Here is a 26,555-nt window from a genome sequence, read left to right on the forward strand (position 1 = left end):
TTTAAATACAGTCTTCTACCGGATTTCTTACATGGGAGAGCCGGGCTCGGCGGAGGTCCATACCTGGCTGCGAAGCCTGGAAAAAGAGGCCGGACAATCAGGCATCCGCGTGCTTCTCGGGGGCGAAGCCAAATCCCGGCAGGAGGTCATCGACGCGATTGCCGGTGCATTGCCCCGCATGCTTACTTTTATCGTCATCACCAATATGCTGGTGTTGTTTGCGGCTTTCCGTTCGGTGTTGATTCCGGTGAAGGCGGTTGTTATGAACCTGCTCACCATCGCGGCCTCGTTCGGCGTCCTGGTGATCGTGTTTCAGAGCGGGTTGGCGGGTTCATCGCCGGGGGAGATCGCCGTCATGGTTCCCGTGTTTGTTTTTGGTTTGGTTTTCGGCGTAAGCATGGATTACGGGGTGTTTCTGCTGTCGCGGATGAGCGAAGCCTTCCGGGAAACGGGACAAGTGGATGTTGCCATCCAAGAAGGATTGGCTTCTACGGGAAAGCTCATTACGGCTGCAGCAGCCATTCTGATTGCGGTCACGCTGCCGTTTGCTTTTGGAGAGGTGGAAGGGGTTAGGCAGCTCGGCGCCGGCATCGCTTCTGCCGTATGGATTGACGTTACGCTGCTCCGGCTGCTTGTGGTGCCGTCCTTGATGAAGCTGCTGGGGATATATAATTGGTGGGCGCCGACCTGGTTTCGTCCGCATTAGGACGCAGGCGGCACCCGTTATTCGAGGATTCGAATCCGTTATTTGCGAAGCATCACTTTTTCGATCAAATGGTCCGAGCCTTTTTTGATGATCAGTTTGGCCCGTTCCTTCGTCGGCAAAATATTTTCGTGCAGGTTTTTGGCGTTGATGTCCTGCCAGATTTTGGCCGCGGTGCCGATCGCTTCTTCCTCCGAGAGCGTCGCGTATTTGTGGAAATACGAACGGGGGTCCTGGAAGGCCGAATCGCGGAGCAGCAGGAACCTTTCGATGTACCACTTGCGGATGTTCTCTTCGTCGGCATCGATATAGATGGAAAAATCAAAGAAGTCGCTGACGAAAAACGGCTCGCTGGTGTTCACCTGCAGCACGTTGATCCCTTCGACGATCAAAATATCGGGCCGGTCCACAAGTTGCGTGCGGTCCTTCAGAACGTCATATTCGAAGTGGGAATATAACGGAGCGTGAAGGGCGGGTTCGCCGGACTTGACGCTGCTGATAAAATGCATCAGTTTGTTGATGTCGTAGCTTTCCGGAAAGCCCTTTTTGTTCATGATGCCTTTGGCTTCAAGCACCCGGTTGGGGTACAGAAAACCGTCGGTCGTCACCAGATCGACCTTGGGGTGCTCGGGCCAGCGGGATAAAAGCGTTTGCAGCAATCTGGCGGTGGTGCTTTTGCCTACGCTGACGCTGCCTGCTATGCCGATGACAAACGGGGCTTTCGGCGCAGGGACGCTCAAAAACGAACTCATCTTCGATTGAAGCTGCGCAAAAGCGGTGACGTATAAATGGATCAGCCGCGCAAGCGGCAAATATACGGCGGATACCTCTTCGATCGAAATTTTTTCGTTTAAGCCCTTTAACTCTTCGAACTCTTCTTCCGATATCGTGAGAGAGGGCAAATCCCGGGACAACGCCCATGCGTTCCGGTCAAATTCAAAGTACGGGGAATATGTATTTTTCATGATCGCTCACTTTCTATCGGGCCCGGCCCCGGCTGCAATCCGCAGGTTTCGTTTTTAAAGTCCATCCTTGTGGTCGAAGGCCGGCCTTGTCTTTGACGATGTACGTTCATCGACTATTTTTGTTATACTGATTGTGACGGAAAAATTCACAATAACTATCTTAACAAATAAACGGCGCCGGAAAAAGCATATCTTGCAAAAAGGAATCAGGCAAGCGATCGGGGAATTGCACGATACGGCGCGCGAGACGAACGGCTCATGACGTAAGAGAGAGAAAAGACGGGTGATGATCAAAGAATGGACATAGAAAAACAACGATTGTCGATTGAAGCTGCGAGACTTTACTATCAATCGGATTTCAGCCAGCAGGACATCGCGCAGCGGCTCGGCGTGTCCCGTCCGACGGTATCGAGGCTGCTGCAGTTCGCGAAGGAGCAGGGGTACGTCAAAATCGAGATCGTGGATCCGCAGGAAGACTCCCATATTTTATCGAAAAAGCTGGAACAGAAATACGGGCTGGATACCGTCCAGGTCTGTTATTCTCCCCTGAATACTTATGAAGAAATTCAAAAGCATATCGCCAAACAAACCGCCGATTATTTGTACGACAACGTTCAGGACAAAGATATTATCGGCGTAACCTGGGGGACGACGATGTTTGCGGTGGCGAAGCAGCTGCAGCCCAAAAGCGTCAGGGGAGTCGAAGTCGTCCAGCTCAAGGGAGGCGTCAGCCACTCCCACGTCAACACGTACGCGGCGGATACGGTCAATTTATTTGCCGAAGCTTATCAAACGGTGGCCCGCTACCTTCCGCTTCCGGTCATTTTCGATAATATCGCCTTGAAACGCATCGTGGAAGAAGACCGGCACATCAGCAGGATCATCGAGCTGGGCAAGCAAGCGAACATTGCCGTGTTTACGGTCGGGACGGTAAGGGAGGATGCGCTGCTGTTCAGGCTCGGTTATTTTACCGATGAGGAGCAAAAGCTGCTGAAGAAAAAAGGCGTCGGCGATATCTCTTCCCGTTTTTTCGACAAGGACGGCAACATCTGCAGCGAGGAGATCAACAACCGGACGGTCGGCATCGATTTGCACGAATTGCGGAAAAAGGAAAAGTCCATCCTGGTTGCCGGCGGGCAAAGCAAGGTGGATGCGATCCGCGCGGCATTGGCCGGAGGGTACGCGAACATTTTGATCACGGACCAGTTCACGGCCCAAGCCCTGACGGTTTAAAGGATTTCAAAATCTGCCATAGATACATATGGCAGATTTTTTTTGAGCAAAATAGGCTGGTGAATGCCACAAAACCGCCATGAACATAATTTCAAGACAGTGTTTACATATGTTCTGGCGAGTGTTATGATATTTCTGCAGCAAGGAAAGAAAGCGCAATATTTTTGGGTAATTATTCTTGAAGGAGATGACATGATGACAAATCTTGCAGGTATGATCGATCATACGTTGCTTCGCGCGGATGCAACCCAAAGCGAAATTCAAAAATTGACGGAAGAAGCGAAAAAATACGAATTTGCTTCTGTATGCGTAAACCCGACATGGGTTAAATATGCCGCCGAGCAGTTAAGCGGCACGAAAGTAAAAGTGTGCACGGTCATCGGGTTCCCTCTGGGAGCAACCACATCGGCCGTGAAGGCGTTCGAAACGCAAAATGCGATCGAAAACGGCGCAACCGAAGTCGACATGGTCATTAATATCGGGGCTCTGAAGGACAAGCAGGACGATTTCGTGGAGCAGGATATCAAAGCCGTCGTTGACGCAGCCAAAGGGAAAGCGCTTGTAAAAGTCATTATCGAAACCTGCCTGCTTACGGATGAAGAGAAGGAGCGCGCCAGCCGCTTGTCCGTGAAAGCGGGTGCAGATTTCGTGAAAACCTCGACCGGATTTTCCACGGGAGGCGCGACGCCGGAGGATGTCCGTTTGATGCGTCAGACGGTCGGCCCGAACGTTGGCGTGAAAGCTTCCGGAGGAGTCCGCAGCTTGGAAGACATGAACAAAATGATCGAAGCGGGCGCTACCCGCATCGGAGCGAGCTCCGGCGTAAAAATTATGGAGGGCGGCCAGTCGACGTCTTCCTACTAATGCTTCAAACCGGGCGGCGTCAGCAGCCTGGACGCAAAGCGGAGAGGCGAAACATCCATGCTCCGCTTTTTCATGAATCGTCTGGAAGCGCTTTATGAAAACGATTTTTCATAGCCTTATTCATACGGATCTTCATACAAAATTCAACCTAGGGAGACAGCCATGAAATATTTGATTGCGGTATTGGGATTACTCGTCGTGTTTGCACTGTCTTTTGTCGCCAGCAATAACAAACGTGGTATTCGCTATCGCCCATTGATCATCATGATCATTCTTCAGCTCATTCTGGCATTCATTTTGCTGAATACGGTTGTCGGAACCGCGCTGATTAAAGGATTTTCGGATATTTTCAAAAACTTGCTGGATTATGCCGCGGAAGGCATCAACTTCGTATTCGGCGGAATAGCGAACGAAGGACAAGCTCCGTTCTTCCTGGGCGTGCTGCTGCCGATCATCTTCATTTCGGCCCTGATCGGAATTTTGCAGTACATCAAAGTGCTTCCGATTATCATTCGGCTCATCGGCCTCGTGCTCAGCAAGATCAACGGCATGGGCAAGCTGGAATCCTACAACGCCGTGGCCTCGGCCATTTTGGGGCAATCCGAAGTGTTCATTTCCGTCAAAAAACAGATCGGCGCGCTGCCGAAGCACCGCTTGTACACGCTTTGCGCATCCGCAATGTCCACGGTTTCGATGTCCATCGTCGGTGCGTACATGACCATGATCGACCCGAGATACGTCGTGACGGCGCTCGTTCTGAATCTGTTCGGTGGATTTATCATCGCTTCCATCCTGAATCCTTATAAAGTGACGCCTGAGGAAGACAGTCTGGAAGTTCAGGAGGAGTCCGAAAAGCAGTCGTTCTTCGAGATGCTCGGGGAATATATTATGGACGGGTTCAAGGTCGCGATTACCGTTGCAGCGATGCTTATCGGTTTCGTCGCGCTGATCGCGATGATCAACGGCATCTTTAACGGCATCTTCGGCATCACTTTCCAGGAACTGCTCGGTTACGTCTTCGCTCCGTTTGCCTTCGTGATGGGCGTGCCTTGGAAGGAGGCCGTGGAAGCAGGCAGCATCATGGCTACCAAAATGGTATCCAACGAATTTGTCGCCATGCTCGAGCTCGGCAAACATACGGCTATGTCCGCCCGCGCCGTCGGCATCGTATCGGTGTTCCTCGTTTCGTTTGCGAACTTCTCCTCGATCGGCATCATTGCAGGCGCGGTGAAGGGACTTCACGAGAAGCAGGGCAACGTGGTTGCGCGTTTCGGCCTCAAGCTGCTGTACGGAGCGACGCTTGTCAGCGTGCTGTCCGCAACGATTGCCGGCGTGTTTTTGTAAAATAGATACGTTATACTCAATTACGAAGGAGTGATCATGAATGGCAGAATTTAAACGCGTACACTTGATCGTCATGGACTCGGTAGGAATCGGCGAGGCGCCGGACGCCGCGCAATTCGACGATTTTGACGTCGACACGCTCGGGCATATCGCCAGAGAACGCGGAGGATTGAACATGCCGAATATGGGCAAGCTCGGCCTTTCCAACATTCGCGAAATCCAGGGCGTCGACAAAGCGGATAAGCCGCTCGCCTATTACACGAAAATGCAGGAGAAATCCGCAGGCAAAGACACGATGACCGGACACTGGGAAATTATGGGCCTCTACATCGATACGCCGTTCCGCGTGTTCCCCGACGGATTTCCGGACGAGCTGATCAAGCGCATCGAAGAAAAAACCGGACGCAAGGTCATCGGCAACAAGCCGGCGAGCGGAACGGCCATCATCGACGAGCTTGGCGAAGAGCAAATGAAGACCGGGGCGCTCATCGTTTACACTTCGGCCGACTCCGTGCTGCAGATCGCCGCGCATGAAGAAGTGATTCCGCTGAAGGAACTCTACGAAATTTGCGAGTTCTGCCGCGAGATCACTTTGGACGATCCTTACATGCTGGGCCGCATCATCGCGCGTCCTTACGTTGGACAGCCGGGTTCTTTCAAGCGCACGGCCAACCGCCACGATTATGCGCTGAAGCCGTTTAACCGCACGGTCATGAACGAGCTCAAGGACGGTGGCTTCGACGTCATCGCCCTCGGGAAAATTTCCGATATTTATGACGGGGAAGGCGTAACCGAAGCGATTCGCACGTCTTCGAACATGGACGGCATGGACAAATTCATCGCAACGATGGACCAAAACTTTACCGGTCTCAGCTTCCTGAACCTGGTCGATTTCGACGCGCTGTACGGACACCGCCGCGATCCGCAAGGGTACGGTCAAGCGCTTGAGGATTACGATGCGCGCCTGCCGGAAGTTTTCGCGAAAATGACCGACGACGATCTGCTGATCATCACCGCGGACCACGGCAACGATCCGACGTACCGCGGCACGGACCATACCCGCGAGTACGTGCCTTTGATCGTGTATTCTCCGCGTTTCAAGAACGGCGGCAGCGAGCTTGCACTCCGCAACACGTTCGCCGACATCGGCGCAACGGTAGCGGACAACTTCGGCGTGACTATGCCGGAATACGGCACCAGCTTCCTTAAAGATTTGAAATAATTCGCAACCTATTTTATCCATAATAAACACTTGTCAGGAGGACATATTCATGAGTACTCATATTGGAGCCAAAACCGGAGATATCGCGGAAACGATTCTGCTGCCTGGAGATCCGCTGCGTGCAAAATTCATCGCGGAAACGTACCTGCAGGATGTGACCTGCTACAACGAAGTTCGAGGCATGCTCGGATTTACGGGGACTTATAAAGGAAAGCGCGTTTCCGTTCAAGGCACGGGAATGGGTATTCCGTCCATCAGCATTTACGTGAACGAACTGATCAATGAATACGGCGTTAAAAACCTGATGCGCGTCGGCACTTGCGGCAGCATGCAGAAAGACGTGCATGTACGCGACGTCATTTTGGCCCAGGCTTCTTGTACGGATTCCGGCGCAAACCGCCATTATTTCGGCGGCTATGACTTCTCCCCGATCGCCAGCTTCCAGCTGCTGAAAACGGCTTATGAGAAAGGCGTGGAAAAAGGCCTCAAGCTGCATGTCGGCAACGTCTTCAGCTCGGACATCTTCTACCGCGACGACAAATCCGTCGTTGAAAAGCTGATGCAGCACGGCATTCTCGGCGTGGAAATGGAAACGACCGCGCTTTATACGCTTGCCGCCAAATTCGGCGTCAACGCGCTTACGCTGCTCACCGTCAGCGACCATTTGTTGACAGGGGAAGAAACGACCGCGGAAGAACGCCAGACGACGTTCAACGATATGATGGAAGTCGCGCTCGAAACGGCTATCACGTTGTAAGCCGGAATAATATCATTAACTTTTGAAAGTGAGGCATTGCTACCTATGAGAATGGTCGACTTGATTGAAAAGAAACGTGACGGCGGAGAATTGACAACGGAAGAAATCAATTTCATCATAGAAGGCTATACCAAAGGGGAAATTCCAGATTACCAGGTCAGTGCCTTGGCGATGGCGATTTTCTTTAAAGACATGACCCAGCGGGAGCGGGCGGATTTGACGATGGCCATGGTTCATTCCGGCGATACGATCGACTTGTCCGAAATCGAAGGGATCAAGGTCGATAAGCACTCCACGGGCGGCGTGGGCGACACGACGACATTGGTGCTTGCACCGCTCGTCGCGGCGCTGGATATCCCGGTAGCCAAAATGTCCGGCCGCGGCCTGGGACATACCGGCGGAACGATCGACAAGCTGGAGTCCATCGAAGGCTTCCACGTGGAAATCGAACGCGAGGAATTCGTGGAGCTGGTCAACAAACATAAAATCGCGGTCATCGGCCAAACCGGCAACCTGACCCCCGCGGACAAGAAGCTGTATGCGCTTCGCGACGTCACGGGGACGGTCGATTCGATTTCCCTTATTGCGAGCTCCATCATGAGTAAAAAAATCGCCGCAGGCTCCGACGCGATCGTGCTGGACGTCAAAACGGGAGCCGGCGCTTTCATGAAAACCGTCGATGACGCGAAGGCGCTTGCGCACGCGATGGTCAGCATCGGCAACAATGTCGGACGGAACACGATGGCCGTCATCTCCGACATGAGCCAGCCGCTTGGTTTCGCCATCGGCAACTCCCTTGAGGTCAAAGAGGCGATCGATACGCTGAAAGGCCAAGGGCCGAAAGACCTCGAGGAATTGTGCCTGGCACTTGGTCGTCAAATGGTTTATCTGGCGAAGAAGGCGAACTCGTTGGAAGAAGCGGAAGAAATGCTGAAGGAAGTCATCAAAAACGGCAAAGCGCTTGAGAAATTCAAGGAATTCATCCGCAACCAAGGCGGCAATCCGGATGTCGTGGATCATCCCGAACTGCTCCCGCAAGCGAAGTATCAAATCGAGGTTCCTGCGAAGGAAGACGGCGTCGTCGCGGAAATCGTCGCTGACGAAATCGGTACGGCGGCCATGTGGCTTGGAGCGGGACGCGCGACCAAAGAATCGGAAATCGATCTGGCCGTCGGCCTGATGCTGAACAAAAAAATCGGAGATCGCGTGAAAAAAGGCGAATCGCTCGTGACGATCCATGCCAATCGCGAAAACGTTGATGATGTCATGAACAAAATTTACGACAACATCAGCATCGCCGACCATGCCGAAGCCCCTGTATTGATTTACGGTACGGTGACGGAATAATAAGGATTCCTTTATGCAGCAGAGCTGCCCAAGGTCTTCAAGGCCGGGGCAGCTCTTTTTGTCTCTCCTGGATTATAACGGCGAACGCTGTTTTATCGAGCGAATCCAAAAAAAAGGATTGAAGCGCATGCTTCAATCCTTTTTTTCGTTATTATGCCGTTGTCAAAGGCGGAATCGACGAAAGTACATCATAATAGCTGTCGGTAGCGCCGATGGCCATGAGGGCAATGACGAGGATGATGATAATGATTCCATATAAGGCCGTGCCTATAATGCCGCAAACGAGTCCGCCGATGGCCAGGCCGCGTCCGCCTTCTTGTCTCTGCTTGATCTCCTTGAAGGAGAGGCAGGCCAGGACGATCGCGATAATGCCGAGGATCAGGCCCACGTACGGGATCATCAGGCTGAGAATGCCGAGCACGAGGGCTGCGATCGCCTTGCCGTTGGTCTTCGGCGGCTGCATCGGCGGCATTTGTTGAAACTGGTTAAATTGTTCGGATGAATATGGATCCAAAGATATGTTCCTCCTCAAAATGATACTTTATGTATAAAATATCAAACATTCAGAACTATTATACCCAGAAAAAAGGAGATTGACCATGCAAAATCCTAAATTTCATTCGACAAATTCTGTTTTCGACCAGGAATCCTATCGTTTTTACATTAAATATGGAAGTTTTTGCGCATTTCGCTTGGCGAAACATGCTTATATTTCTTGAACGAGCGGCTGAAATAATAAATATCCTTAAAACCGGTCGATAACGCGATTTCGGAAATGTTCATGCGCGAGTTGCGCAGCAGGTATTCTGATTTGTTGATCCGCAGCGTATTAATATAGTCCGTAATGGTGCGCCCGGTCAGCTCTTTGAACAATCTGCTGAAATGAAACCGGCTGAGGCCCGCAAGCCCGGCGAGCTGATCGACGCTCAGATCCTCAGGGTAATGCTCCTCGATATATTGAAAAACGGGCGTGAACCGCTCCAGGTTCTTCAGGCGCTGATGGTCTTCTTCCGTGGACAGTTTATTCGTTCCGTATCGGCGCAGCAAAATGGTCAGGATTCGATACAAATACGACTTGATCGATAACTCGTATCCCAGCTCGCGCTGGTTCAGCTCCTCGATAAGGGAGGATATGCAGCTGATGATTTCGGCGTCGCCGGTAATTTTGCTGGCGAACAAAATCCGATTCTGCGAAATCGGCGTGATGAATTTGGTTTCGATCGCATCGATCGAGTGGCTATGGAGCAGCTTGATGTCAAGGATCATCGCATAATAGACCAAATCGTCGCATTGGCTGACGCCGTAATGCAGATCGTTGCTGTTTATGACGACCAGATCCCCCTCGCGAACCTCGTACGGAACGGAATTCAGCTCGATCATGGCGGATCCTTTGGTGAAATAGAGGAATTCGAGATGATTGTGCCAATGATGGTTAAAGAGCGTCATTCCGTATTCTTTGGTCGTCGTGTAATGGACTTTGATCGGGAAAAAGCGGTTCGGCATATCCATCGGTTCTTGCAGAGAAAGGGGTCTTTCCATATCGGTCACCTCAAAATCGCACAATTATACAAATAAAGAGCAAGGCTTTGCATGGCAGACTTAACTAGAAACATTATAATTCAATATATACAAAACATCTATCGAAGCACTTCCCAATCAATCCAAAAGATGAGAATGAATCAAAAGGAGCGTTGAATGCGAATGAGCAAAATCAAAGTGGGCATCATCGGTGCAGGTTCCATTTCCGAGTCGCACATGAATTCGTATCAAAAAAACCCGGATGCCGAAATCGTGGCCATCTGCGACCTGAATGAAGAACGAGCGAAGGCGGCCGCACAAAAATACGGCGCAGCGCACACATATACGGACTACAACGAGCTTCTCGCGAACCCTGAAATCGACGCCGTCAGCATCTGCACATGGAACAACTCCCATGCGGAAATCAGCATCGCCGCGATCCAGGCAGGCAAACACGTCCTGGTCGAAAAGCCGCTGTGCCGCACCGTGGAAGAGGCGCTGAACGTCCAAAAAGCGGTCCGTTCCAGCGACAAGCTGCTGCAAGTCGGCTTCGTGCGCCGGTATGACCCGAACATCGGCCTTCTGCAGGAATTCATCCAAAAAGACGAATTCGGCGAGCTGTATTATGCCAAAGCATCGATTTTGCGCCGTCTCGGCAACCCTGGCGGATGGTTCGCGGACAAAGAACGTTCCGGCGGCGGACCGCTGATCGACATCGGCGTGCACGTCATTGACCTGTGCTGGTACATGCTGGGCAGACCAAAAGTGAAATCGGTTTCAGGGAACGTTTATCACAAGCTTGGCAACCGTTCGAACGTGAAGCATCTGTCCTTCTACAAGGCTGCCGACTATGACGCAAGCAAAAATACGGTGGAGGATTTGGCGAATGCTTTGATCCGTTTTGAAAACGGCGCATCGCTGATGGTTGACGTCAGCTTCTCCCTGCACGCGAAAAAGGATGAAGCAGGAGTTCGCATTTATGGCACCAAAGGCGGATTTGAAATCGATCCGGAGGTGGTGATCGTGACCGAAAAGAACGATGTGATGGTCAACATCGAGCCGCAGATCGACAACAAAGGCTTTAACTTCGCAGCCGCGTTCCAAAACGAAATCGATCAGTTCATCCTTAATATCCAAAACAACAGGGAGCCGATGAGCCCGGTCGAAGACGGATTGGAATTGATGAAAATATTGACGGGCATTTACGAATCCGCCGAAAAAGGAGTCGAAATCCAGCTATGAAAGTGGGAGTAAGCACATATAGTTTGTACCGTCCCGTGCATGAAGGCAAAATGACCATTCTCGAGGCCATCGAGAAAATCGCGGAAATCGGCGGGGAGCATGTGGAAATCGTGCCGATCGGTTATTCGCTGACCGACAATCCCGAATTGACGGACCAAATCGTCGCTAAAGCGAAGGAAGTGGGCATCGAAGTTTCCAACTATGCGATTTACGCCAATTTCGGCGTCGACGGCGACGAGGAGATCGCCAAGGAAGTCGAACGCGTCAAGAAAGAAGTGGACGTCGCCGCCCGTTTGGGCGTGAAGCTGATGCGCCATGACGTGGCAGGCCGCAGCGACACTTCCATCAAGCAGTTCAACAGCGAGCTTCCACGCTTGGCCGAAGCCTGCCGCCAAGTTGCGGACTATGCGGCGCAGTACGGCATTACGACAAGCGTTGAAAACCACGGGTATTACATTCAAGCAAGCGACCGCGTGCAGGCGCTGGTTCACGCCGTGGACCGTCCGAATTTCAAGACGACGCTCGACGTCGGAAACTTCATGTGCGTCGACGAGGATCCGGTCATTGCCGTCCGCAACAATCTGCCGTTTGCATCCATGGTTCATATCAAGGACTTTTACCTGCGCCATGCATCCAAGGATCCGGGCGAAGGCTGGTTCAAAACGGCCGGCGGCAATTACTTGAGAGGGGCGATCGCCGGACACGGAGACATCAACCTGCGCGAATCGATCCGCCTGATCAAGGCGTCGGGTTATAACGGATATTTGTCCATCGAATTCGAGGGGATGGAAGATGCGGTCCAAGGAACGCGCATCGGATTGGAAAACGTAAAGCGCTTCTGGAACGAAGCGTAAATCAAACGAATACGGAAGGGAGTCAGTGGTAATGAACAATAAAATCGGCGTTATTGTAGACAGCTTTCGCGTAGGCGTGAGAGAAGGCCTGCAGCGGGCTAAAAAGGTCGGGGCGGACGGCGTTCAGATTTATGCCGTAAGCGGCGAGATGGACCCGGCAAACCTCTCTGCTGCGCAGCGAAAAGAACTGAAGGAGTACATTGCGTCGCTTGGTCTGGAAATTTCCGCGCTTGTCGGCGATTTGGGCGGCTACGGATTCCAGGACAAAAGCGTAAACGCGGAAAAAATCGAGAAATCGAAACGGATTCTCGATCTGGCCGTCGAGCTGGGCACTTCCGTCGTGACGACGCATATCGGAATCGTGCCGGAAGATAGAAACAGCGAGATTTATCAAAACATGCATGAAGCCTGCGAAGAGCTCGCATCGTACGCAACCAGCATGAACGCCTACTTTGCGATCGAAACCGGTCCGGAGCCTTCGGCAAGATTGAAGGAATTCCTTGACGGTCTCGGCTCTAAAGGCGTATCCGTCAACTTCGACCCGGCCAACATGGTCATGGTGACGGGAGACGATCCTGCGCAGGGCGTATACAACCTGAAGGATTACATTGTGCACACCCATGCGAAGGACGGCATCCGTTTGCGCGAGGTACCGGCGCATTACATTTACGAGTCCCTCGGCTACGATGCGCCCGTCAACGAACACAACACGTTCGTTCCAGGCGAAGGCCAATATTTCCGCGAAGTTCCGCTTGGCGAAGGCAGCGTCAACTGGACGGAATATTTGAAGGCGCTCGAAGACATCGGTTATGCCGGATATTTGACGATCGAACGCGAAGTGGGCGAAGATCCGGAAGCCGACATTTCCAAAGCCGTGCAATTTTTGAAACAGTTCAGAGGTTAATGCGAAGCGTCGTACGGCGAAAAACGGGAAGACGAAGCGAACATTACACTTTAAAAGCCGCATTGTTGCGGCTTTTTTGTGTTTTGATAGTAGATGACCCTTGGAATTGTTTTTAAATGAAGGAAGTTTCAAGATTTTTGACCATTAACATATGGGGAATACCATCCTCCATGAATTCAGCTGATGAAGTCCGGTAACCAAGCTTTTTATAGAATCCCTCTGCCTGAGTTTGCCCGTGTAATTTCACTTGTTGATGCCCCTTTTCAAGCGCGATTTCTTCCAACCCTGAAATGATTTTCTTTCCAATCCCCAATTTGCGGTAAGGTTCTAAAATACAAATACGTTCTAATTTGCCCACTCCATCAAGAGCGCGGATCCGGCCCGTGCCAACGGGTTGTCCATCGTAGTAGGCGAGCAGATGTTCACAATCTCCATCCAGCGTATCAAATTCATCAAACTCGTCTGAGAGTGGCACACCTTGTTCTTCAACAAACACTTTCTTTCTTATTAAGAAAGCAGCCTCTAGTTCCTCGGATTGTGTAATTCTTTTTGAATGCATCATTTTCAACCCTCTCCGGATTTATGTTTTTGATAAAATAGTCATCATGACTTCAACGTCAATGACAAGTATATAGAAATTATGTTTTGTTGTAAATGCAATAAAAAGAGGCCGACAGGGTACCGAATGAGAGGGAATCTATTTTTAAATACAGGTTAACGGTCCCAGGCAAAAATTGGACTTGATATGAAACCAAACGGTTGTATATAATAAACAATAAATGAAACCAAAAGGTTTCGCATTTGGGTATAAAAATCGGGAGGGATCAACAATGGAACATGAAAAACAAGGGGCTTTGCCCGATATACGGTATACCGGCGTGTTTAAGGCGCCGATCCAGAAGGTATGGAAGGCCGTCGCTACGGCGGAAGGGCTGTCGGCATGGTTTATGCCCAATGATCTCGAGCCGGTCGTTGGCCATGAATTTCAGCTGAATGCGGGCCCCTATGGAATGTCTCCGTGCAAAGTGACGGAAGTGGACGAACCCCGCAAAATCGCGTTCCGGTGGGGGAAAGACTGGACGCTGACGTTTGAATTGAAGGATCTGGGGGATCAAACCGAAATTACGATCATTCATTCCGGCTGGAACGAGCATACACTGACGGAGTTTGGGCAACCTCATCCGATCGTTCGCGGCGTGATGGACAAAGGCTGGGCCGGTCTGCATCAAAAACTGGGCGCGTACGTCGAGGGGTAACCATGGGGGAAGCGCAAGCCAAACACGACGTTTTTCAGGCGATTGCCGACCCGACGCGCAGACAGCTGCTGAAGCTTCTAGCCGGGAAAGAAATGCCCGTGACGGTCATCAGCGGCTATTTTCCGATGAGCCGGACGGCCGTGTCCAAACATCTCCGCATTTTGTCGGAGGCGGGACTCGTAAAAGAGAGAAGGGTCGGGAGAGAAAACAGGTACAGCCTTGACCCGAAGCCGCTGCAGGAGATCAAAGAGTGGTGCGCCTATTTCGAGCGCTTCTGGGAAAACAAAATGGCTGCTTTGCAATTTTTTGTGGAATCGGACCGCCCGGATGATCCTGTCTGATTCCATAAAAAAACCTCGCATGAACCAGGCTGCATTCCTTGACAGGCGAACGGCCTCCGGACGCAAGGGTCCGGTTCATTGCGAGGTTTTCTTTTTATTTTTAAGCGTGTATGCGCACTTCTTGTCGCCCTGGGCCAGGCATTCGGTACGAACTACTTCGGCCCCCAGCAGGGATTCGAACATTTTCATTTCGCAGGTGCAGGCGTGGTTGTATTTCTTCGCGATTTGCGAAATCGGGCAATTGTATTCCATCAGTGCATATTCGTCTTCGCCGTTTTGTTCAAGCTCGACCATATACCCGTTTTCGTTCTGGATTTCCGCCAAGATGGCGACTTTTTCGCCGAACGTCTTGCCTTGCATCTTTGCCGCATGGTTCCTTTGCAGCGATTCGCTGCGCCGTTCGAATAAACGGTCGACCATCCCGGAGCCGGCGTCCAATTCAAGCTCGCCAAGCAAATCCAGCGTTAACGTATGGTATTTGTTCGGGAAAAAGGATTCCGCCTGATCCGTCAAATGATAAATCGCGGTAGGGCGGCCCATCGGCTGCCGAATCGTTTTCGATTCGATCAATCCTTCCTTTTCGAGCGTGTTGATATGCCTGCGTACGGCCATGCTTGTGATTCCGATGAACTCGGTAATCTCTTTTGCACTGAGCTCGCCTTTGGTTTTCAGCAGCTGCAGGATTTTGTCCCGGGTTGAAATATCCAGTTGTTGGTTCATTTTCATCACCGCCTGTTCTGCTTTTTTCCTGAAGCTCGGGTGCGAAGTGCAGACAGCCTGCCGACACGAAAGATCAACAGGCTGCAATCACTCGAAATGTATCGTTGGTGTATCAGCTTATCTATTTTTGAAGAAGTTTTCGGCTTTTTCGAGGAACCCTTTTTCTTCTTCAGGCAAATCCGCGTCATAATATACCGCGCCGACCGGGCAAGCCACTTCGCATGCTCCGCATTCGATGCAAATGTCGGTGTCGATGTAATATTGGTCAGGACCTTCCTCGATGCAATCTACTGGACAAACATCCACGCAATCGGCAGCTTTTTCATCCATGCAAGCCGAGGTAATAACGTATGCCATTTCTGTCACCCTTTCAAATTAGTTCGCTAGTTTGTTGTTTATGATATTTGATGCCAAATCCATAAAAATATGCCACTGTTCGCTGTTTTCGTCAAACAGGTTTGAAGCCGCATCGGCTTCATCCGGCGTATCGGCCGATTGAATCGGCACCTCCGCGAGCAGCTTCGTCTTCAGCTCATCGGCAAGCCTCTGCCCGCCGCCGCGTCCGAAAAGGTAATGCCGTCTTCCCTCGGGATCGGTGAAATAGGACATGTTTTCGATGACCCCAAGAATGGGATGGTTCGTCTGCAGCGCCATTTCGCCGGCACGGGCTGCCACATGGTGGGCCGTTTTATGAGGCGTGGTCACCACGATTTCTGCGCACTGCGGAATCCGGTTATGAACGTCAAGCGCAACGTCGCCGGTTCCCGGCGGAAGATCCAAGATGATATAATCCAGGGTACCCCAATCCACTTCGTTCAGGAACGTGCCGAGCATTTTGCCGAGCATCGGGCCTCTCCAGACGACGGGCTTATTGCCTTGAACGAAAAATCCCGTCGAGATCACCTTCATGCCATGGCTCTCCACAGGAGCGATCCGGTTTCCTTGCTTTTGCGGAAGCTCTTTGATTCCCAGCATTTCCGGAATGCTGTGTCCGTAGATATCCGCGTCAATGATACCCACCCGCTTGCCTTGCTTAGCCAAAGCTCTTGCAAGATTGACCGTGACGGTAGATTTTCCGACGCCGCCTTTGCCGCTCGCTATGGCGATGAAAGTCACGCCGGAATCCGCGGAAAGCAGCGGGGAATTCATCAGCGTCGGGGCGCGGCGCACCGATTTATTAAGCTTAATAGCTATAATATCATTTTTTTCTTCATTTGAAATAGGTTTGAAGCGTATATGAACATCGGTAATTCCTGTCTTTTGCACCGCACGGGTAATTTGCTCCTTCAGCTCCTGCTCCCGCGATACGGAATCCGGGGGGAGAAGCACGGTCATTGCGGCATGATCCTTGTTCGTGGTAATGTCCCGGATCAGTCCGATCTCCGTGAGCGGCAGCTGGCGCTCCTCGTCTTTGATATGAGCGATCGCAGCAACCAGATCATCCTTCGTCAAAATTTTCTCACCTTCAATCCACTTCGATCTTTAAAACAAAGTATGTCCATAATATCGCAAACCTTACCGGGTTATCTTGACATTGCATCACCGTGTATGGGGAGGCCAAGAAAAAGGATCGGAAACGTCCGCGCGTACAAGTCAGGACACGGTAATTGTAGAACACGCAACGCATATAGTCAACATATATGTATAAAAAGTAAAAGGATATTCATGATCCGTACTTGACAAAGGGTTTAAAGGATTATAATAATTAATATACATTTATGTATACTAATTAGGATGGGGAAAACCAGGGTACGCTGTTTAAGCGGACCGTTCCCTGTATGAAAAATAGCCGGATCCCAAAGCTTGCATTGCAGTTTTTGGCTGATCCGGAATATGGATACATTCATTTGCATTTACCGGAAGGAGGATTCATTTTCTTCATGAACTCAGACCATAATCAAGGAAACGCGTCGCAAACGGGGGAATCCGCGCGGCGGCCGGTGTCCTATTACGAATTGATGGGCGGGGCGCCAACCATACGCGCGATCGTCGAAGCGTTTTATCCGAAAGTGATAAAGCATCCGCTGCTTGCTCCGCTGTTTCCGGAAGACATCACGCCCGTCATGGAAAAGCAGGAGATGTTCCTGACGCAGTATTTCGGGGGACCGCAGCTCTACACGATGAAAGAAGGGCATCCCCGCATGAGGGCAAGGCATATTCGTTTTCCGATCACGCCCGACCGGGCGACGGCTTGGCTCAGCTGCATGCAGCAGGCCATGGATGAGGTCGTGGAGGACTCCGCGCTCCGGGAGCAGATGATGGAACGTTTAGCCATGACCGCCTATTTCTTCGTCAACACGGACGAACAAGAAGACGACATGTAACGGAACGATCGACAAGCTTTCGTTTTTGACGGAAAGGGAATACGATGGAAGCGTAAGCATCCAATGGCAACGGCATTCAACGGCTGAAGGATACTCCCGGTACCGGCAAAATAAAGCGAACATCATACACGAGGCTTTGCAAATAACGGGTCCATGCGAACCGTCCATTTTGCAGCGTCCTCGCACGAAAAGGAGACTGCCTTCATGAAGCTGGTTGGAATATCAGGTGCGATCATCGGCAGCAAAACGGCCATTGTCGTACAAAAAGTACTGGAAGAAGTCAAAAAAATAGATCCTGAAATCGAAACCGAATTGCTGGATATGAAAGATTACGACGTGCAATTTTGCGACGGGAGGGATCCGTCCGCGTATACGGGGGACACCAAAAAAGTGATCGACGCCGTCATTTCCAGCGATTTTTGCCTGATCGGAACCCCGATCTATCAAGCCTCCATGTCGGGCGTGCTCAAAAATCTGTTCGACTTGATTCCGCAGTCCGCGCTGCAGCAAAAAGTCATCGGATTCGTGGCGACGGGAGGAACGTACCAGCATTATCTCGTGATCGAAAATCAGCTGAAGCCGATCGCCGGTTATTTCAGATCCTATGTGGCGCCCGGTTATGTTTACGTGCATGACGATCATTTTAACGAGTTTAAGGAAATTCATGATCCCAACGTGTTGGAGCGGATTGAAAGACTTGCTGCAGAGCTTGTATTTATGCAAAAACGGCTGAAGTCTTAAAAGACAGCCGGAAATTTACATAGATCGACATGGAATTCGCCAAAGCGACCTGATCAATCCTTTGATCAGGTCGCTTTTTGTCGGTACGCCCAGCATGGGCGTCATCTCTAGGGTGAAAGTCCCGAACGGGGGCTGGCGAGCGCCTACCGTTAGCCAAGGGCAAGGGTGTCTGCCGCGAGGCAGAATCTGAAGGAAGCCGGAGGCAAAAGCACGGGCCAAGGTACACGAACTGGATTTGAGGCAGGGATAGCCGGATGAGCTGCCCGAACACAGCGAAATCCCAAGCCGCCAAGAGCTATTTCTGTAAACTCCAGTGGGCGCGGGCGGAAAGATGACGTTCTTATCTGGGGAGGCCTGCGGGAGGAAAAAAAATGCGAAGTCACTTCGTAACCGTAACCGAGAGGTTGCGCTGAACCCGCAGGAGTCAGCAGAGGTCATAGTACGTGAGTACGGGACGCCGGAAAGCGGAAGGACCGAACCGAAAGGAGAGAGGAAACCGATGCGTTCGAGTGAGGAGCAAAGAAAGCCGAATATCCCGCAAGGGAGCTGCCGACAAAGAGGAGCGGTGAAGCCGCAAGGGTATGTTGGAGCGCCGAGCTCTTCACCGGCACAAGTCGCCCCTTTCCCTCGCGAAGATCAAAACGACTTGCTGGAGAAGATGCTCGAAGGAAATAACCTTCGGCTCGCCTACAAACGAGTGGTTCAAAACGGGGGAGCTCCTGGTGTGGACGGCGTAACGGTAGCCGAGCTACAAGCTTACCTGAAAACCCACTGGGAAACGGTGAAAGCCGAACTTCTGGCGGGAACCTACCGGCCGGCGCCAGTCAAACGGGTGGAAATCCCCAAACCCGGAGGCGGCGTACGGCTGCTGGGCATCCCGACCGTGATGGACCGTTTCCTCCAGCAAGCGCTTCTGCAAGTGATGAATCCGATATTCGACGCAGACTTCTCGTGGTACAGCTACGGCTTCAGACCCGGAAAGCGGGCGCATGACGCGGTGAAGCAAGCGCAGCGGTACATCCAAAGCGGCCGAAGATGGGTCGTAGATCTGGACCTGGAGAAGTTCTTTGACCAAGTGAATCACGACATGCTCATGGCAAGGGTGGCGCGGAAGGTGAAGGACAAGCGAGTACTGAAGCTGATCCGAGCCTACCTGAGTGCCGGAGCGATGGAAAACGGAGTTTGCCAAAAGACAGAGGAAGGAACCCCCCAAGGCGGTCCGCTGAGTCCGCTGCTGGCAAACATTCTGCTGGATGATCTGGATAAAGAACTCACCAAGCGAGGCTTGCGCTTCGTCCGCTATGCGGACGACTGCAATATCTTTGTCGCAAGCAAACGGGCAGGTGAACGTGTCATGAGATCGATAACTCACTATGTAGAAGGAAAGTTGAAACTGAAGGTGAATCGGGACAAAAGTGCCGTAGACAGGCCGTGGAATCGGAGATTTCTTGGTTTTAGCTTTCTGAGGAATAGACAGGCGACGATTCGTCTGTCCCCTAAGACGATCTCCCGATTGAAGGAGAAAGTCCGGGAGCTAACGAATCGTTCCCGGTCCATATCGATGGAAGAGCGAATTTTAAAACTGAACCGCTACCTCATGGGATGGATTGGATACTTCCGGATAGCTTCTGCCAAGGGCCACTGCGAGAGATTCGACAAATGGATTCGAAGAAGACTGCGCATGTGCTTATGGAAACAATGGAAGCGAGTGCGTACACGTATTCGAGAACTCCGCGCCCTGGGCGTGCCAGAATGGGCCGCTTTTATGATGGCCAACTCCCGCAAAGGAGCTTGGGAAATGTCCCGAAACATAAATAACGCCCTTCCGACAACCTATTGGGAAGCGAAAGGGCTGAAAAGTTTGCTTTCTCGTTACTTGGAACTTCGTTAACCTTTTGGAACCGCCGTATGCGGACCCGCATGTACGGTGGTGTGAGAGGACGGGGGTTTGCCGCCCCCTTCTACTCGATTATAATGAAATAGTAGATTGATAGATTCGAAGATTGGCATGACCCAAGAACTGTAAAGAGAGGCAAGCTTGAACACGGGGAGAGATGCACATTCATGCGTAAGTATATGGTTACCTTTGCTGCCGCGGTGCTCATTGTAGCAGGCGGTTATTGGGCTTTGGGGAAAAATCATGCTCCGGCTGCCGACGGCGCCGTGGTCGAAAAGCCGCCCGCGCTCGCGCAGCAACATTCGCAACCATCGCTATCGCCGGTTAGCGGCGCGGATGATGGGGATAAGGCGTCAGCGGATTCCGCCAAACAGCAAACCAAGGACACGTTGACGTCCGGCAGCGCAGACAAGCAAGGAGAAACGCCGAATCAGGCCGGTTCAGGCACGATGAATACAGGCGCGAAAACGCAGCAGGCCGCGAAACCTGCACAAAACGCTTCTGCGGGCAAATCGTCATCAACCGGCAAAGCGGACTCCGAGGCCGGGAGCGGCACGAGCAAAACGGGAGGAAAAGGATTTATAAATTCTTACAGCGTGGAGCATGTCGTTTCCAATCCGGAAAGCATCGCTGTGCTGGTCAACAAAACGTACAGACTCCCGGCCGGCTACGTTCCTCCGGATCTCGTATATCCGAACGTTCCGTTCATATTTTCGGAAAAGGCAGACAAACGCAAAATGCGCAAGGAGGCGGCGACGGCGCTCGAAAAGCTGTTTGCCGCCGCCAAAAAAGACGGGGTTCAGCTGGCGGGCGTATCCGGTTACCGCTCCGAATCGCGCCAAAAGACGCTGTATAACAACTACGTAAAACGGGACGGCGTAAAAGCGGCCGATACGTACAGCGCCCGTCCGGGGCACAGCGAGCACCAAACCGGCCTGACGATCGACGTATCCGGCATCACGGGCAAATGTGCCGCGGAAAGTTGTTTTGCCGGCACGAAAGAGGCAAAATGGCTGGCTAAGCATGCGCATGAATACGGATTTATCATCCGTTATCCTGAAGGGAAAGCTTCGATTACGGGCTATAAGTACGAGCCTTGGCATCTTCGTTACGTCGGCGCCAAAATCGCCAATGAAGTGACGAGCCGCCATATGACGCTGGAGCAGTATTTCGGCCAAGCGGTGCCCGTATCCAAATAATTCGCGTCACCCGTGACGCGGACGGATTCGAAAAACAGGACTTCCTGCATGCACAGCGTGCGCCCGGGGTCCTGTTCTTTCATTTGCCTTTTTTTCCGGGGATGTGTACGATCTAAATGGGGCATGCCTTCATCCTGAACGGACATGAAGTAACTCATCCGATAATTCTATTTATGACGAAAGGTCGTGTAAACGAATGGATTCCGATATCAGCGTTAAATTGACTTCCCTCTCTAGCAAAGGCGGCTGCGGCTGCAAAATCGGCCCGGCGGATTTAAGCCAGGTGCTCCGCAATCTGCCTCCAGCCGAGCCGAACCCGAATTTGCTCGTAGGGCTGGATACAAGCGATGACGCCGGCGTGTACAAACTGAACGACGAGCTGGCGCTGGTGCAAACGCTGGATTTCTTCACGCCGATCGTGGACGATCCGTACGCCTTCGGGCAAATTGCCGCAGCGAACGCCATCAGCGATATCTATGCCATGGGGGCCAAACCTTTAACGGTATTAAACATCGTCGCATTTCCGATCTCCACGCTGGACAAGCGGATTTTGTCCGAAATCCTGCGCGGGGCGGGGGATAAAGTCAAGGAAGCGGGAGCGACGTTGGTAGGCGGCCACTCCATCGACGATAAAGAGCCGAAATTCGGTTTAGCGGTCACGGGTCTGGTCCATCCTGATAAAGTACGCAGCAACGCCGGAGCCAAGCCGGGGGATAAACTCATCCTGACCAAACCGATCGGGGTCGGCATCATGACGACTTCCATCAAAAAAGACCAGCTCAACGCCGAAGAAATCGCGCGGGTAACCCAAGTGATGGCGACCTTGAACAAAACGGCCGCCGAGGTCATGGAAGGTTACGACGTCCATGCCTGCACCGACGTGACGGGCTTCGGCCTGATGGGCCACTCGCTGGAGATGGCCAAAGGAAGCGGCGTGGAGATCCGCATCCGCAAGGATGACGTGCCCGTGCTTCCCCGAGTCCGCGAGCTGGCGGAACAAGGAATGGTTCCCGGCGGTTCCAAAAACAACTACGAGCATGTCAAAGACAGCGTTCGGTTCCCTGAGCAGATGGACCAAATCGACCGCTGGATTTTGTGTGATGCCGTCACATCGGGCGGGCTGTTGATTTCCGTTAGCGGCAGCGAAGCAGAGAAACTTCATGAGGAGCTCGTGCAAGCCGGCGTCGAAGCCAAAATCATCGGCGAGGTTACGGCAAGCGGCAGCGGACAAATCGTAATCGAATGAGGAGATTGTTATGTTCCAGGACATTTCTATAGAGAAACTGAATGAGCTTCGCGGGAAAAACGAAATCACGGTGATCGACGTTCGATCGCCTTCCGAATATGCCGAATCGACCATCCCGGGCAGCATCAACATCCCCTTTTTTACGGATGAGGAACGTGCCGAAATCGGAACGCTTTACAAGCAGGTCAGCATCCAAACCGCCAAAGAACGCGGGCTCGAGATCATGTCCGCCAAACTGCCCGCTTTCGTAAAGAAATTTGCCGAAATTCAGGGCAACAAGGCGGTTTTCTGTTGGCGGGGCGGCATGCGGAGCCGGACGACGGCAACCGTGCTTTCGTTGATGGGGATTCATGTGTACCGGCTGGACGGCGGTTACCGGGCTTATCGCAGATGGGTGGTCGAAACGCTGGGGACCATGGAATTTCCGCCGGAGGTTTACGTGCTGCACGGATATACCGGAACAGGCAAAACGGAGATTTTGAGGACCTTGAAGGACAAAGGGTATCCGGTTGTCGACCTGGAAGGTCTGGCCGGACATCGGGGATCGATTTTTGGCGAAATCGGACTGAGAAGCCATAACCAAAAAACCTTTGATGCGCTTCTTCTGGAGGAACTGCTTCGATACCGGCACGAGCCGTTTATCCTGATCGAAGCGGAAAGCAAACGGATCGGCAAAGTGATTTTGCCCGAGTTTTTGATCGATAAAAAGGAAAAGGGCACTCATATTCTGCTCGATGCCGCCACGGATTTGCGCGTAAGAAACATCATTAACGATTACCGTCCGACCGAGCATGCCGAACAAAGCTTGCAGGCATTTCGACAGATCAAATCGCGCATCCACACGCCGGTAGCCCAGGAAATCGAAACTTGCCTGCTGTCCGGGAACTACGAACGCGCGGTGGAGTTATTGCTTGCCTATTATTATGATCCGAGATACGCCCACACCGCATCTTCCTACGGAGAGGAATTCCAAAAACTGGAGCCGATTTCTTTCGATACGCTGGAACAGGCCGTTCCGCTGGTCGAAGAGCACATTCGAAAGCTGTCGTCACGGAATCGCTTGAGCCGGCAGGAACAGCCGGGAGCGTAGCATCGGCGAGCGGCTTTGATGCCGCGTAACTGACAAAAAAGAGAGCCTGAGCGCTCTCTTTTTTTCATGCGAAGCTATACGGATCAAATGCCGACAGGAATTCCGTGCGTAACCACGACGTCAGCCTGCTGCGGCGGGTATTCCAGCATTTTGGCTACTTCTGCGGCACATTTGCTCGGACTGTAGTAATCCTTCGCGGGAGAACCGAAGAGGGAAGGGCGGGAGAAGCGTTCGATGCGGATTTGTTCGCCGCGCGCCAGCTTCCGCAGCCATTCTTCGAGGACGTTTTCGTTTTGCAGCGCTTCGCCGTAACCGCGTTTGACGAAATATTCCCGGTTCATTTCTTCCTGGCCGGGCAGCGATTCGCAGAACAGCATCGGCAGCCCTTTGGCAAGCGCTTCGGTGCAGGTCATTCCTCCCGGTTTGGTAATCAGCAGATCGGATGCGTCCATCCATTTGCTGATTTCGCGCGTATGCCCGAGAAGCACGATGTTTTCATGCTGGAATCCCGGGTCGCTTTTCAGCTTGTCGAGCAGCTTCTGATTGCTGCCGCAGCAGAATACGAGCTGAACCTGATCTTTCCACCGTTGAAGCTGCTGGACGAGCTGATGATTCGAAACCAGTCCCCAGCCGCCTCCCATGATCAATACGGTTGGCATGTTTTTGATGTTGAGCGTGTTTCTGACGCAGGTTTTGTCTTCGGAAGACCAGAAGTCGGGATGAACCGGAATGCCGGTGACTTTGACGTTTTCCGCATACACTCCCCGGTCCAGCAAAAGCTGGCGGACGTTGTCCGTGGAGACGAGGAAGCGGTCGACCTCTTTGTTGATCCAGGAGGCATGGGCGTCATAGTCCGTAATGACGGTAAACAAAGGCACGTTAAGCCCGGCCGCTTTAAGCCTGGAAATGATGTTGGTCGGGATGGGATGCGTGGTGACGATCAGATCCGGACGCAAATGCGCGATGACCTCAGCCGTATGATGATAAAAGATGCGATGAAGCGCCATGATGGCCAGTTTGCTCAGCGGTTTGTCGTGCTGTTTGCGGTACAGCAAACCGACGAGACCGGGATTGGTGTTTATGGTCAGACGATATGCCGAAATAATCCAGGGCGCGACGGTAGGATTCAGGAACGATCCCAGTTCAATCACTTTGGCTTGAATATCGGGATTCATTTTTTTCATGCCTGCGGCCAGCGCGTATCCGGCTTGGGTATGGCCGCTGCCGAAACCTTCGGATAATATCAGTACTCTTTTCTTGCGCATATGATCACCTTCGATCTTAATATATTGGACGCTCCTTCGTCGGGAAGGCAGCTTATGTTCTAACGTTAAGCAACCCTGAAAATCAGGCGGGTTCCGTTCTATGCTCGATCACTTCGTCTTATGAAATAAGTTTATGACGGATTGAAAGGGTCCAAAACGGACCGCGGACTGGTTTCCATGCTAGACCAAGGTCGGGGGAACAAGGCCTGTTCGGGTTATTCTATGTAGTTAGACGATGCGCGAAAAGATAACCATGCAGGTTTGATGAAAAATTTTTGAAAGGGAAGGAAAAGCGGGTGTGAAAATCCGTTGTTATTCTACTAATAATAGATTATGAGTAAATTTATGTATGTTCAAGGGGCAAATGCGCAAAAATTAAAACCCCGACTGAAGAATCGGATGGATCAAGTTTCCGAGCGGCGCCCGGGACCGTTAGCCAACGCTGCCCAAGACGGCCATGCCGATCTGCGGCGTTTCGTTTTCGGCATATCATAGGAATGCTCGATTTGAGTGTAAAGGCATATCGTATGCGCCGTATTGATTCAGTGTAAAAATTCGCGATAAGTTATAAAAAATTCATGCTTTCGCATGTGAAACGTTTGAAGCTTTCCGGGACAAGCGTTACAATAGATAATAGACAGTTTGTCTAATTAATGGCCATAGGAGGAATATGCGATGAAGCTCCAAGACAAGGTTGCGGTAATTACGGGTGCCGGCTCCGGCATGGGAAAGGAAATGGCTTTGCTGTTCGGGCTTGAAGGCGCAAAGCTTGTGCTTGCGGATATCTCCCAAGCAGCCCTGGACCAGGTCGTGGCGGAAGTGAAGCAAAACGGCGGTCAAGCGGTCGGCGTCAGCGCCAACGTTGCCAAGGAAGAGGACGTTCAGAACATGATTGAAACCGCTGTCAAAACGTACGGTTCGCTGGATATCCTGGTGAATAACGCGGGAATCATGGACAAAATGACGCCGGTGACGGAGCTGACGGACGAACTATGGGAACGCGTCATAGCCGTCAATGCGACGGGGCCGATGCGTGCGATCCGCAAAGCCCTCCCGATCATGATCGGGCAAGGCAAAGGCGTCATCATCAATACCGCTTCCATCGGCGGGTTGTACGGCTCCCGGGCCGGGGCCGCTTATACGGCTTCCAAGCATGCGGTGGTCGGCTTGACGAAAAACGTGGGCTTCCAATACGCCGATGCGGGCATCCGCTGCAACGCGATCGCTCCGGGCGGCGTGGAAACGAACATTATGGCGGATGCCGGAGACATGAACCCCGAATCGCGCGGGTTAAGAAAAGCCATGTCCGGAGCCGGCTTCAATCCCCGGAACGGCAAACCCGAGGAAATCGCCAAAATCGCATTATTCCTGGCTTCCGATGATTCCAGCTTTATCAACGGTACGGTGATTACCGCCGATGCCGGCTGGACGGCATACTAAGCGATCGCCCTAAGACAAGAGGGAGCAGGTCATCCGAAGCAAAAGAACCGCGTTCAAGGTCCGAATACCCCGACATCCCGGGA

General features: G+C 52.0%; 27 protein-coding genes. 19 read left to right on the forward strand and 8 right to left on the reverse strand.

All coding sequences use genetic code 11. The annotated features are described in order from the left end of the window. Positions 1-706, forward strand: a 706-nt coding sequence (locus AC27KL_RS14510) for an MMPL family transporter (protein WP_487170144.1), incomplete at its 5' end; no start/stop codon positions are given. A 38-nt stretch (positions 707-744) separates the two neighbouring features. Here AC27KL_RS14510 and coaA read toward each other — a convergent pair. After that, a complete protein-coding gene (gene coaA / locus AC27KL_RS14515) occupies positions 745-1,668 on the reverse strand; it encodes a type I pantothenate kinase (protein ID WP_487170145.1) in 924 nt (307 codons plus the stop codon). A gap of 297 nt (positions 1,669-1,965) precedes the next feature. Between coaA and deoR the strand changes: the two genes are divergently transcribed. The 6 genes from deoR (at position 1,966) to AC27KL_RS14545 (ending at position 8,435) form a co-directional block, all read left to right on the forward strand. Next, positions 1,966-2,901, forward strand: a complete 936-nt coding sequence (gene deoR / locus AC27KL_RS14520; RefSeq protein WP_036709837.1) for a DNA-binding transcriptional repressor DeoR — start codon at positions 1,966-1,968, stop codon at positions 2,899-2,901. A 192-nt stretch (positions 2,902-3,093) separates the two neighbouring features. Beyond that, positions 3,094-3,765 (forward strand): deoxyribose-phosphate aldolase, encoded by a 672-nt coding sequence (gene deoC, locus AC27KL_RS14525; RefSeq protein WP_212949666.1) that lies wholly within the window; start codon positions 3,094-3,096, stop codon positions 3,763-3,765. Between the two features lie 162 nt (positions 3,766-3,927). Then, positions 3,928-5,109 carry a NupC/NupG family nucleoside CNT transporter gene (locus tag AC27KL_RS14530; protein WP_339324975.1) on the forward strand — a complete coding sequence of 394 codons (1,182 nt, stop codon included), beginning with the start codon at positions 3,928-3,930 and terminating at the stop codon, positions 5,107-5,109. A 40-nt stretch (positions 5,110-5,149) separates the two neighbouring features. Then, entirely contained in the window at positions 5,150-6,331 is a 1,182-nt protein-coding gene (gene deoB / locus AC27KL_RS14535; RefSeq protein ID WP_487170146.1) for a phosphopentomutase, read from the forward strand. Between the two features lie 49 nt (positions 6,332-6,380). Continuing rightward, the gene (gene deoD / locus AC27KL_RS14540; RefSeq protein ID WP_036709826.1) at positions 6,381-7,088 is read left to right on the forward strand and encodes a purine-nucleoside phosphorylase; all 708 of its coding nucleotides are present in this window, start codon (positions 6,381-6,383) and stop codon (positions 7,086-7,088) included. A 45-nt stretch (positions 7,089-7,133) separates the two neighbouring features. Further along, complete coding sequence (locus tag AC27KL_RS14545; protein ID WP_487170147.1) at positions 7,134-8,435, forward strand: pyrimidine-nucleoside phosphorylase; 1,302 nt, start codon at positions 7,134-7,136, stop codon at positions 8,433-8,435. A 151-nt stretch (positions 8,436-8,586) separates the two neighbouring features. Here AC27KL_RS14545 and AC27KL_RS14550 read toward each other — a convergent pair whose 3' ends face one another. Together AC27KL_RS14550 and AC27KL_RS14555 are read right to left on the reverse strand one after the other, a co-directional pair. Continuing rightward, the gene (locus AC27KL_RS14550) at positions 8,587-8,907 is read right to left on the reverse strand and encodes a DUF4190 domain-containing protein (protein ID WP_445164801.1); all 321 of its coding nucleotides are present in this window, start codon (positions 8,905-8,907) and stop codon (positions 8,587-8,589) included. Between the two features lie 191 nt (positions 8,908-9,098). Continuing rightward, the gene (locus AC27KL_RS14555; RefSeq protein WP_036709818.1) at positions 9,099-9,974 is read right to left on the reverse strand and encodes an AraC family transcriptional regulator; all 876 of its coding nucleotides are present in this window, start codon (positions 9,972-9,974) and stop codon (positions 9,099-9,101) included. Between the two features lie 162 nt (positions 9,975-10,136). On the opposite strand from AC27KL_RS14555, the gene AC27KL_RS14560 reads away from it, so the two are divergent. The 3 genes from AC27KL_RS14560 to AC27KL_RS14570 are packed head-to-tail and all read left to right on the forward strand — an operon-like array spanning position 10,137 to position 12,953. Further along, on the forward strand, positions 10,137-11,195 hold the full coding sequence (locus AC27KL_RS14560; RefSeq protein WP_339324971.1) for a Gfo/Idh/MocA family protein: 1,059 nt from the start codon (positions 10,137-10,139) through the stop codon (positions 11,193-11,195). Continuing rightward, positions 11,192-12,049, forward strand: coding sequence for a sugar phosphate isomerase/epimerase family protein (locus tag AC27KL_RS14565; protein WP_487170148.1), 858 nt, complete (start codon positions 11,192-11,194; stop codon positions 12,047-12,049). Before AC27KL_RS14560 ends, AC27KL_RS14565 begins: the two co-directional genes overlap by 4 nt. A 31-nt stretch (positions 12,050-12,080) precedes the next feature. Then, positions 12,081-12,953 (forward strand): sugar phosphate isomerase/epimerase family protein, encoded by an 873-nt coding sequence (locus AC27KL_RS14570; RefSeq protein WP_487170149.1) that lies wholly within the window; start codon positions 12,081-12,083, stop codon positions 12,951-12,953. 112 nt (positions 12,954-13,065) lie between these two features. On the opposite strand, the gene AC27KL_RS14575 is transcribed toward AC27KL_RS14570, so the two are convergent. Continuing rightward, positions 13,066-13,512: a GNAT family N-acetyltransferase gene (locus tag AC27KL_RS14575; protein WP_339325145.1), complete on the reverse strand. Its 447-nt coding sequence runs from the start codon at positions 13,510-13,512 to the stop codon at positions 13,066-13,068. Between the two features lie 271 nt (positions 13,513-13,783). Between AC27KL_RS14575 and AC27KL_RS14580 the strand changes: the two genes are divergently transcribed. Both AC27KL_RS14580 and AC27KL_RS14585 read left to right on the forward strand, forming a co-directional pair. After that, the gene (locus AC27KL_RS14580; protein WP_036709805.1) at positions 13,784-14,209 is read left to right on the forward strand and encodes an SRPBCC family protein; all 426 of its coding nucleotides are present in this window, start codon (positions 13,784-13,786) and stop codon (positions 14,207-14,209) included. Between the two features lie 2 nt (positions 14,210-14,211). After that, the gene (locus AC27KL_RS14585; protein WP_487170150.1) at positions 14,212-14,550 is read left to right on the forward strand and encodes an ArsR/SmtB family transcription factor; all 339 of its coding nucleotides are present in this window, start codon (positions 14,212-14,214) and stop codon (positions 14,548-14,550) included. 75 nt (positions 14,551-14,625) lie between these two features. On the opposite strand, the gene AC27KL_RS14590 is transcribed toward AC27KL_RS14585, so the two are convergent. The 3 genes from AC27KL_RS14590 to AC27KL_RS14600 all read right to left on the reverse strand — a co-directional run bounded on the left by AC27KL_RS14590 (position 14,626) and on the right by AC27KL_RS14600 (position 16,722). Next, the gene (locus AC27KL_RS14590; RefSeq protein WP_036709801.1) at positions 14,626-15,270 is read right to left on the reverse strand and encodes a helix-turn-helix transcriptional regulator; all 645 of its coding nucleotides are present in this window, start codon (positions 15,268-15,270) and stop codon (positions 14,626-14,628) included. 117 nt (positions 15,271-15,387) lie between these two features. Beyond that, positions 15,388-15,627: a DUF362 domain-containing protein gene (locus AC27KL_RS14595; protein ID WP_036709799.1), complete on the reverse strand. Its 240-nt coding sequence runs from the start codon at positions 15,625-15,627 to the stop codon at positions 15,388-15,390. A gap of 18 nt (positions 15,628-15,645) precedes the next feature. After that, entirely contained in the window at positions 15,646-16,722 is a 1,077-nt protein-coding gene (locus AC27KL_RS14600; RefSeq protein ID WP_339324967.1) for a P-loop NTPase, read from the reverse strand. A 506-nt stretch (positions 16,723-17,228) separates the two neighbouring features. Between AC27KL_RS14600 and AC27KL_RS14605 the strand changes: the two genes are divergently transcribed. The 6 genes from AC27KL_RS14605 (at position 17,229) to mnmH (ending at position 23,767) form a co-directional block, all read left to right on the forward strand. Further along, a complete protein-coding gene (locus tag AC27KL_RS14605) occupies positions 17,229-17,594 on the forward strand; it encodes a globin domain-containing protein (RefSeq protein ID WP_445164800.1) in 366 nt (121 codons plus the stop codon). A 204-nt stretch (positions 17,595-17,798) separates the two neighbouring features. Continuing rightward, positions 17,799-18,335: an NADPH-dependent FMN reductase gene (locus AC27KL_RS14610; protein ID WP_036709793.1), complete on the forward strand. Its 537-nt coding sequence runs from the start codon at positions 17,799-17,801 to the stop codon at positions 18,333-18,335. Positions 18,336-18,834: 499 nt separating this feature from the next. Continuing rightward, positions 18,835-20,226 carry a group II intron reverse transcriptase/maturase gene (gene ltrA / locus AC27KL_RS14615; protein ID WP_487170151.1) on the forward strand — a complete coding sequence of 464 codons (1,392 nt, stop codon included), beginning with the start codon at positions 18,835-18,837 and terminating at the stop codon, positions 20,224-20,226. Positions 20,227-20,399: 173 nt separating this feature from the next. After that, positions 20,400-21,431 (forward strand): M15 family metallopeptidase, encoded by a 1,032-nt coding sequence (locus tag AC27KL_RS14620; RefSeq protein WP_487170152.1) that lies wholly within the window; start codon positions 20,400-20,402, stop codon positions 21,429-21,431. Positions 21,432-21,627: 196 nt separating this feature from the next. Continuing rightward, entirely contained in the window at positions 21,628-22,677 is a 1,050-nt protein-coding gene (gene selD / locus AC27KL_RS14625; RefSeq protein ID WP_036709792.1) for a selenide, water dikinase SelD, read from the forward strand. Between the two features lie 10 nt (positions 22,678-22,687). Then, on the forward strand, positions 22,688-23,767 hold the full coding sequence (gene mnmH / locus AC27KL_RS14630; protein WP_487170153.1) for a tRNA 2-selenouridine(34) synthase MnmH: 1,080 nt from the start codon (positions 22,688-22,690) through the stop codon (positions 23,765-23,767). Between the two features lie 83 nt (positions 23,768-23,850). Here the strand turns inward: mnmH and AC27KL_RS14635 are convergent, their stop codons facing one another. Next, positions 23,851-25,032 carry an MGDG synthase family glycosyltransferase gene (locus AC27KL_RS14635; protein ID WP_052146976.1) on the reverse strand — a complete coding sequence of 394 codons (1,182 nt, stop codon included), beginning with the start codon at positions 25,030-25,032 and terminating at the stop codon, positions 23,851-23,853. A 675-nt stretch (positions 25,033-25,707) separates the two neighbouring features. On the opposite strand from AC27KL_RS14635, the gene AC27KL_RS14640 reads away from it, so the two are divergent. After that, positions 25,708-26,472, forward strand: a complete 765-nt coding sequence (locus AC27KL_RS14640) for an SDR family oxidoreductase (RefSeq protein WP_487170154.1) — start codon at positions 25,708-25,710, stop codon at positions 26,470-26,472. The last annotated feature ends 83 nt before the right edge of the window (positions 26,473-26,555 follow it).

This window comes from Paenibacillus sp. YAE3, assembly GCF_057546105.1.

What these genes read in the sequence shown, in the direction of transcription:
- AC27KL_RS14610 (WP_036709793.1), top strand. Translation starts at nt 17,799, where the DNA reads ATGAAGCTGGTTGGAATATCAGGTGCGATCATCGGCAGCAAAACGGCC.
- AC27KL_RS14575 (WP_339325145.1), bottom strand. Translation starts at nt 13,512, where the DNA reads ATGCATTCAAAAAGAATTACACAATCCGAGGAACTAGAGGCTGCTTTC.
- ltrA (WP_487170151.1), top strand. Translation starts at nt 18,835, where the DNA reads ATGCGTTCGAGTGAGGAGCAAAGAAAGCCGAATATCCCGCAAGGGAGC.
- AC27KL_RS14605 (WP_445164800.1), top strand. Translation starts at nt 17,229, where the DNA reads ATGGGCGGGGCGCCAACCATACGCGCGATCGTCGAAGCGTTTTATCCG.
- deoR (WP_036709837.1), top strand. Translation starts at nt 1,966, where the DNA reads ATGGACATAGAAAAACAACGATTGTCGATTGAAGCTGCGAGACTTTAC.
- AC27KL_RS14550 (WP_445164801.1), bottom strand. Translation starts at nt 8,907, where the DNA reads ATGCCGCCGATGCAGCCGCCGAAGACCAACGGCAAGGCGATCGCAGCC.
- AC27KL_RS14640 (WP_487170154.1), top strand. Translation starts at nt 25,708, where the DNA reads ATGAAGCTCCAAGACAAGGTTGCGGTAATTACGGGTGCCGGCTCCGGC.
- deoC (WP_212949666.1), top strand. Translation starts at nt 3,094, where the DNA reads ATGATGACAAATCTTGCAGGTATGATCGATCATACGTTGCTTCGCGCG.
- AC27KL_RS14570 (WP_487170149.1), top strand. Translation starts at nt 12,081, where the DNA reads ATGAACAATAAAATCGGCGTTATTGTAGACAGCTTTCGCGTAGGCGTG.
- AC27KL_RS14620 (WP_487170152.1), top strand. Translation starts at nt 20,400, where the DNA reads ATGCGTAAGTATATGGTTACCTTTGCTGCCGCGGTGCTCATTGTAGCA.
- AC27KL_RS14545 (WP_487170147.1), top strand. Translation starts at nt 7,134, where the DNA reads ATGAGAATGGTCGACTTGATTGAAAAGAAACGTGACGGCGGAGAATTG.
- AC27KL_RS14585 (WP_487170150.1), top strand. Translation starts at nt 14,212, where the DNA reads ATGGGGGAAGCGCAAGCCAAACACGACGTTTTTCAGGCGATTGCCGAC.
- AC27KL_RS14635 (WP_052146976.1), bottom strand. Translation starts at nt 25,032, where the DNA reads ATGCGCAAGAAAAGAGTACTGATATTATCCGAAGGTTTCGGCAGCGGC.
- selD (WP_036709792.1), top strand. Translation starts at nt 21,628, where the DNA reads ATGGATTCCGATATCAGCGTTAAATTGACTTCCCTCTCTAGCAAAGGC.
- mnmH (WP_487170153.1), top strand. Translation starts at nt 22,688, where the DNA reads ATGTTCCAGGACATTTCTATAGAGAAACTGAATGAGCTTCGCGGGAAA.
- AC27KL_RS14565 (WP_487170148.1), top strand. Translation starts at nt 11,192, where the DNA reads ATGAAAGTGGGAGTAAGCACATATAGTTTGTACCGTCCCGTGCATGAA.
- deoB (WP_487170146.1), top strand. Translation starts at nt 5,150, where the DNA reads ATGGCAGAATTTAAACGCGTACACTTGATCGTCATGGACTCGGTAGGA.
- AC27KL_RS14590 (WP_036709801.1), bottom strand. Translation starts at nt 15,270, where the DNA reads ATGAACCAACAACTGGATATTTCAACCCGGGACAAAATCCTGCAGCTG.
- AC27KL_RS14555 (WP_036709818.1), bottom strand. Translation starts at nt 9,974, where the DNA reads ATGGAAAGACCCCTTTCTCTGCAAGAACCGATGGATATGCCGAACCGC.
- AC27KL_RS14530 (WP_339324975.1), top strand. Translation starts at nt 3,928, where the DNA reads ATGAAATATTTGATTGCGGTATTGGGATTACTCGTCGTGTTTGCACTG.
- AC27KL_RS14560 (WP_339324971.1), top strand. Translation starts at nt 10,137, where the DNA reads ATGAGCAAAATCAAAGTGGGCATCATCGGTGCAGGTTCCATTTCCGAG.
- deoD (WP_036709826.1), top strand. Translation starts at nt 6,381, where the DNA reads ATGAGTACTCATATTGGAGCCAAAACCGGAGATATCGCGGAAACGATT.
- AC27KL_RS14595 (WP_036709799.1), bottom strand. Translation starts at nt 15,627, where the DNA reads ATGGCATACGTTATTACCTCGGCTTGCATGGATGAAAAAGCTGCCGAT.
- coaA (WP_487170145.1), bottom strand. Translation starts at nt 1,668, where the DNA reads ATGAAAAATACATATTCCCCGTACTTTGAATTTGACCGGAACGCATGG.
- AC27KL_RS14580 (WP_036709805.1), top strand. Translation starts at nt 13,784, where the DNA reads ATGGAACATGAAAAACAAGGGGCTTTGCCCGATATACGGTATACCGGC.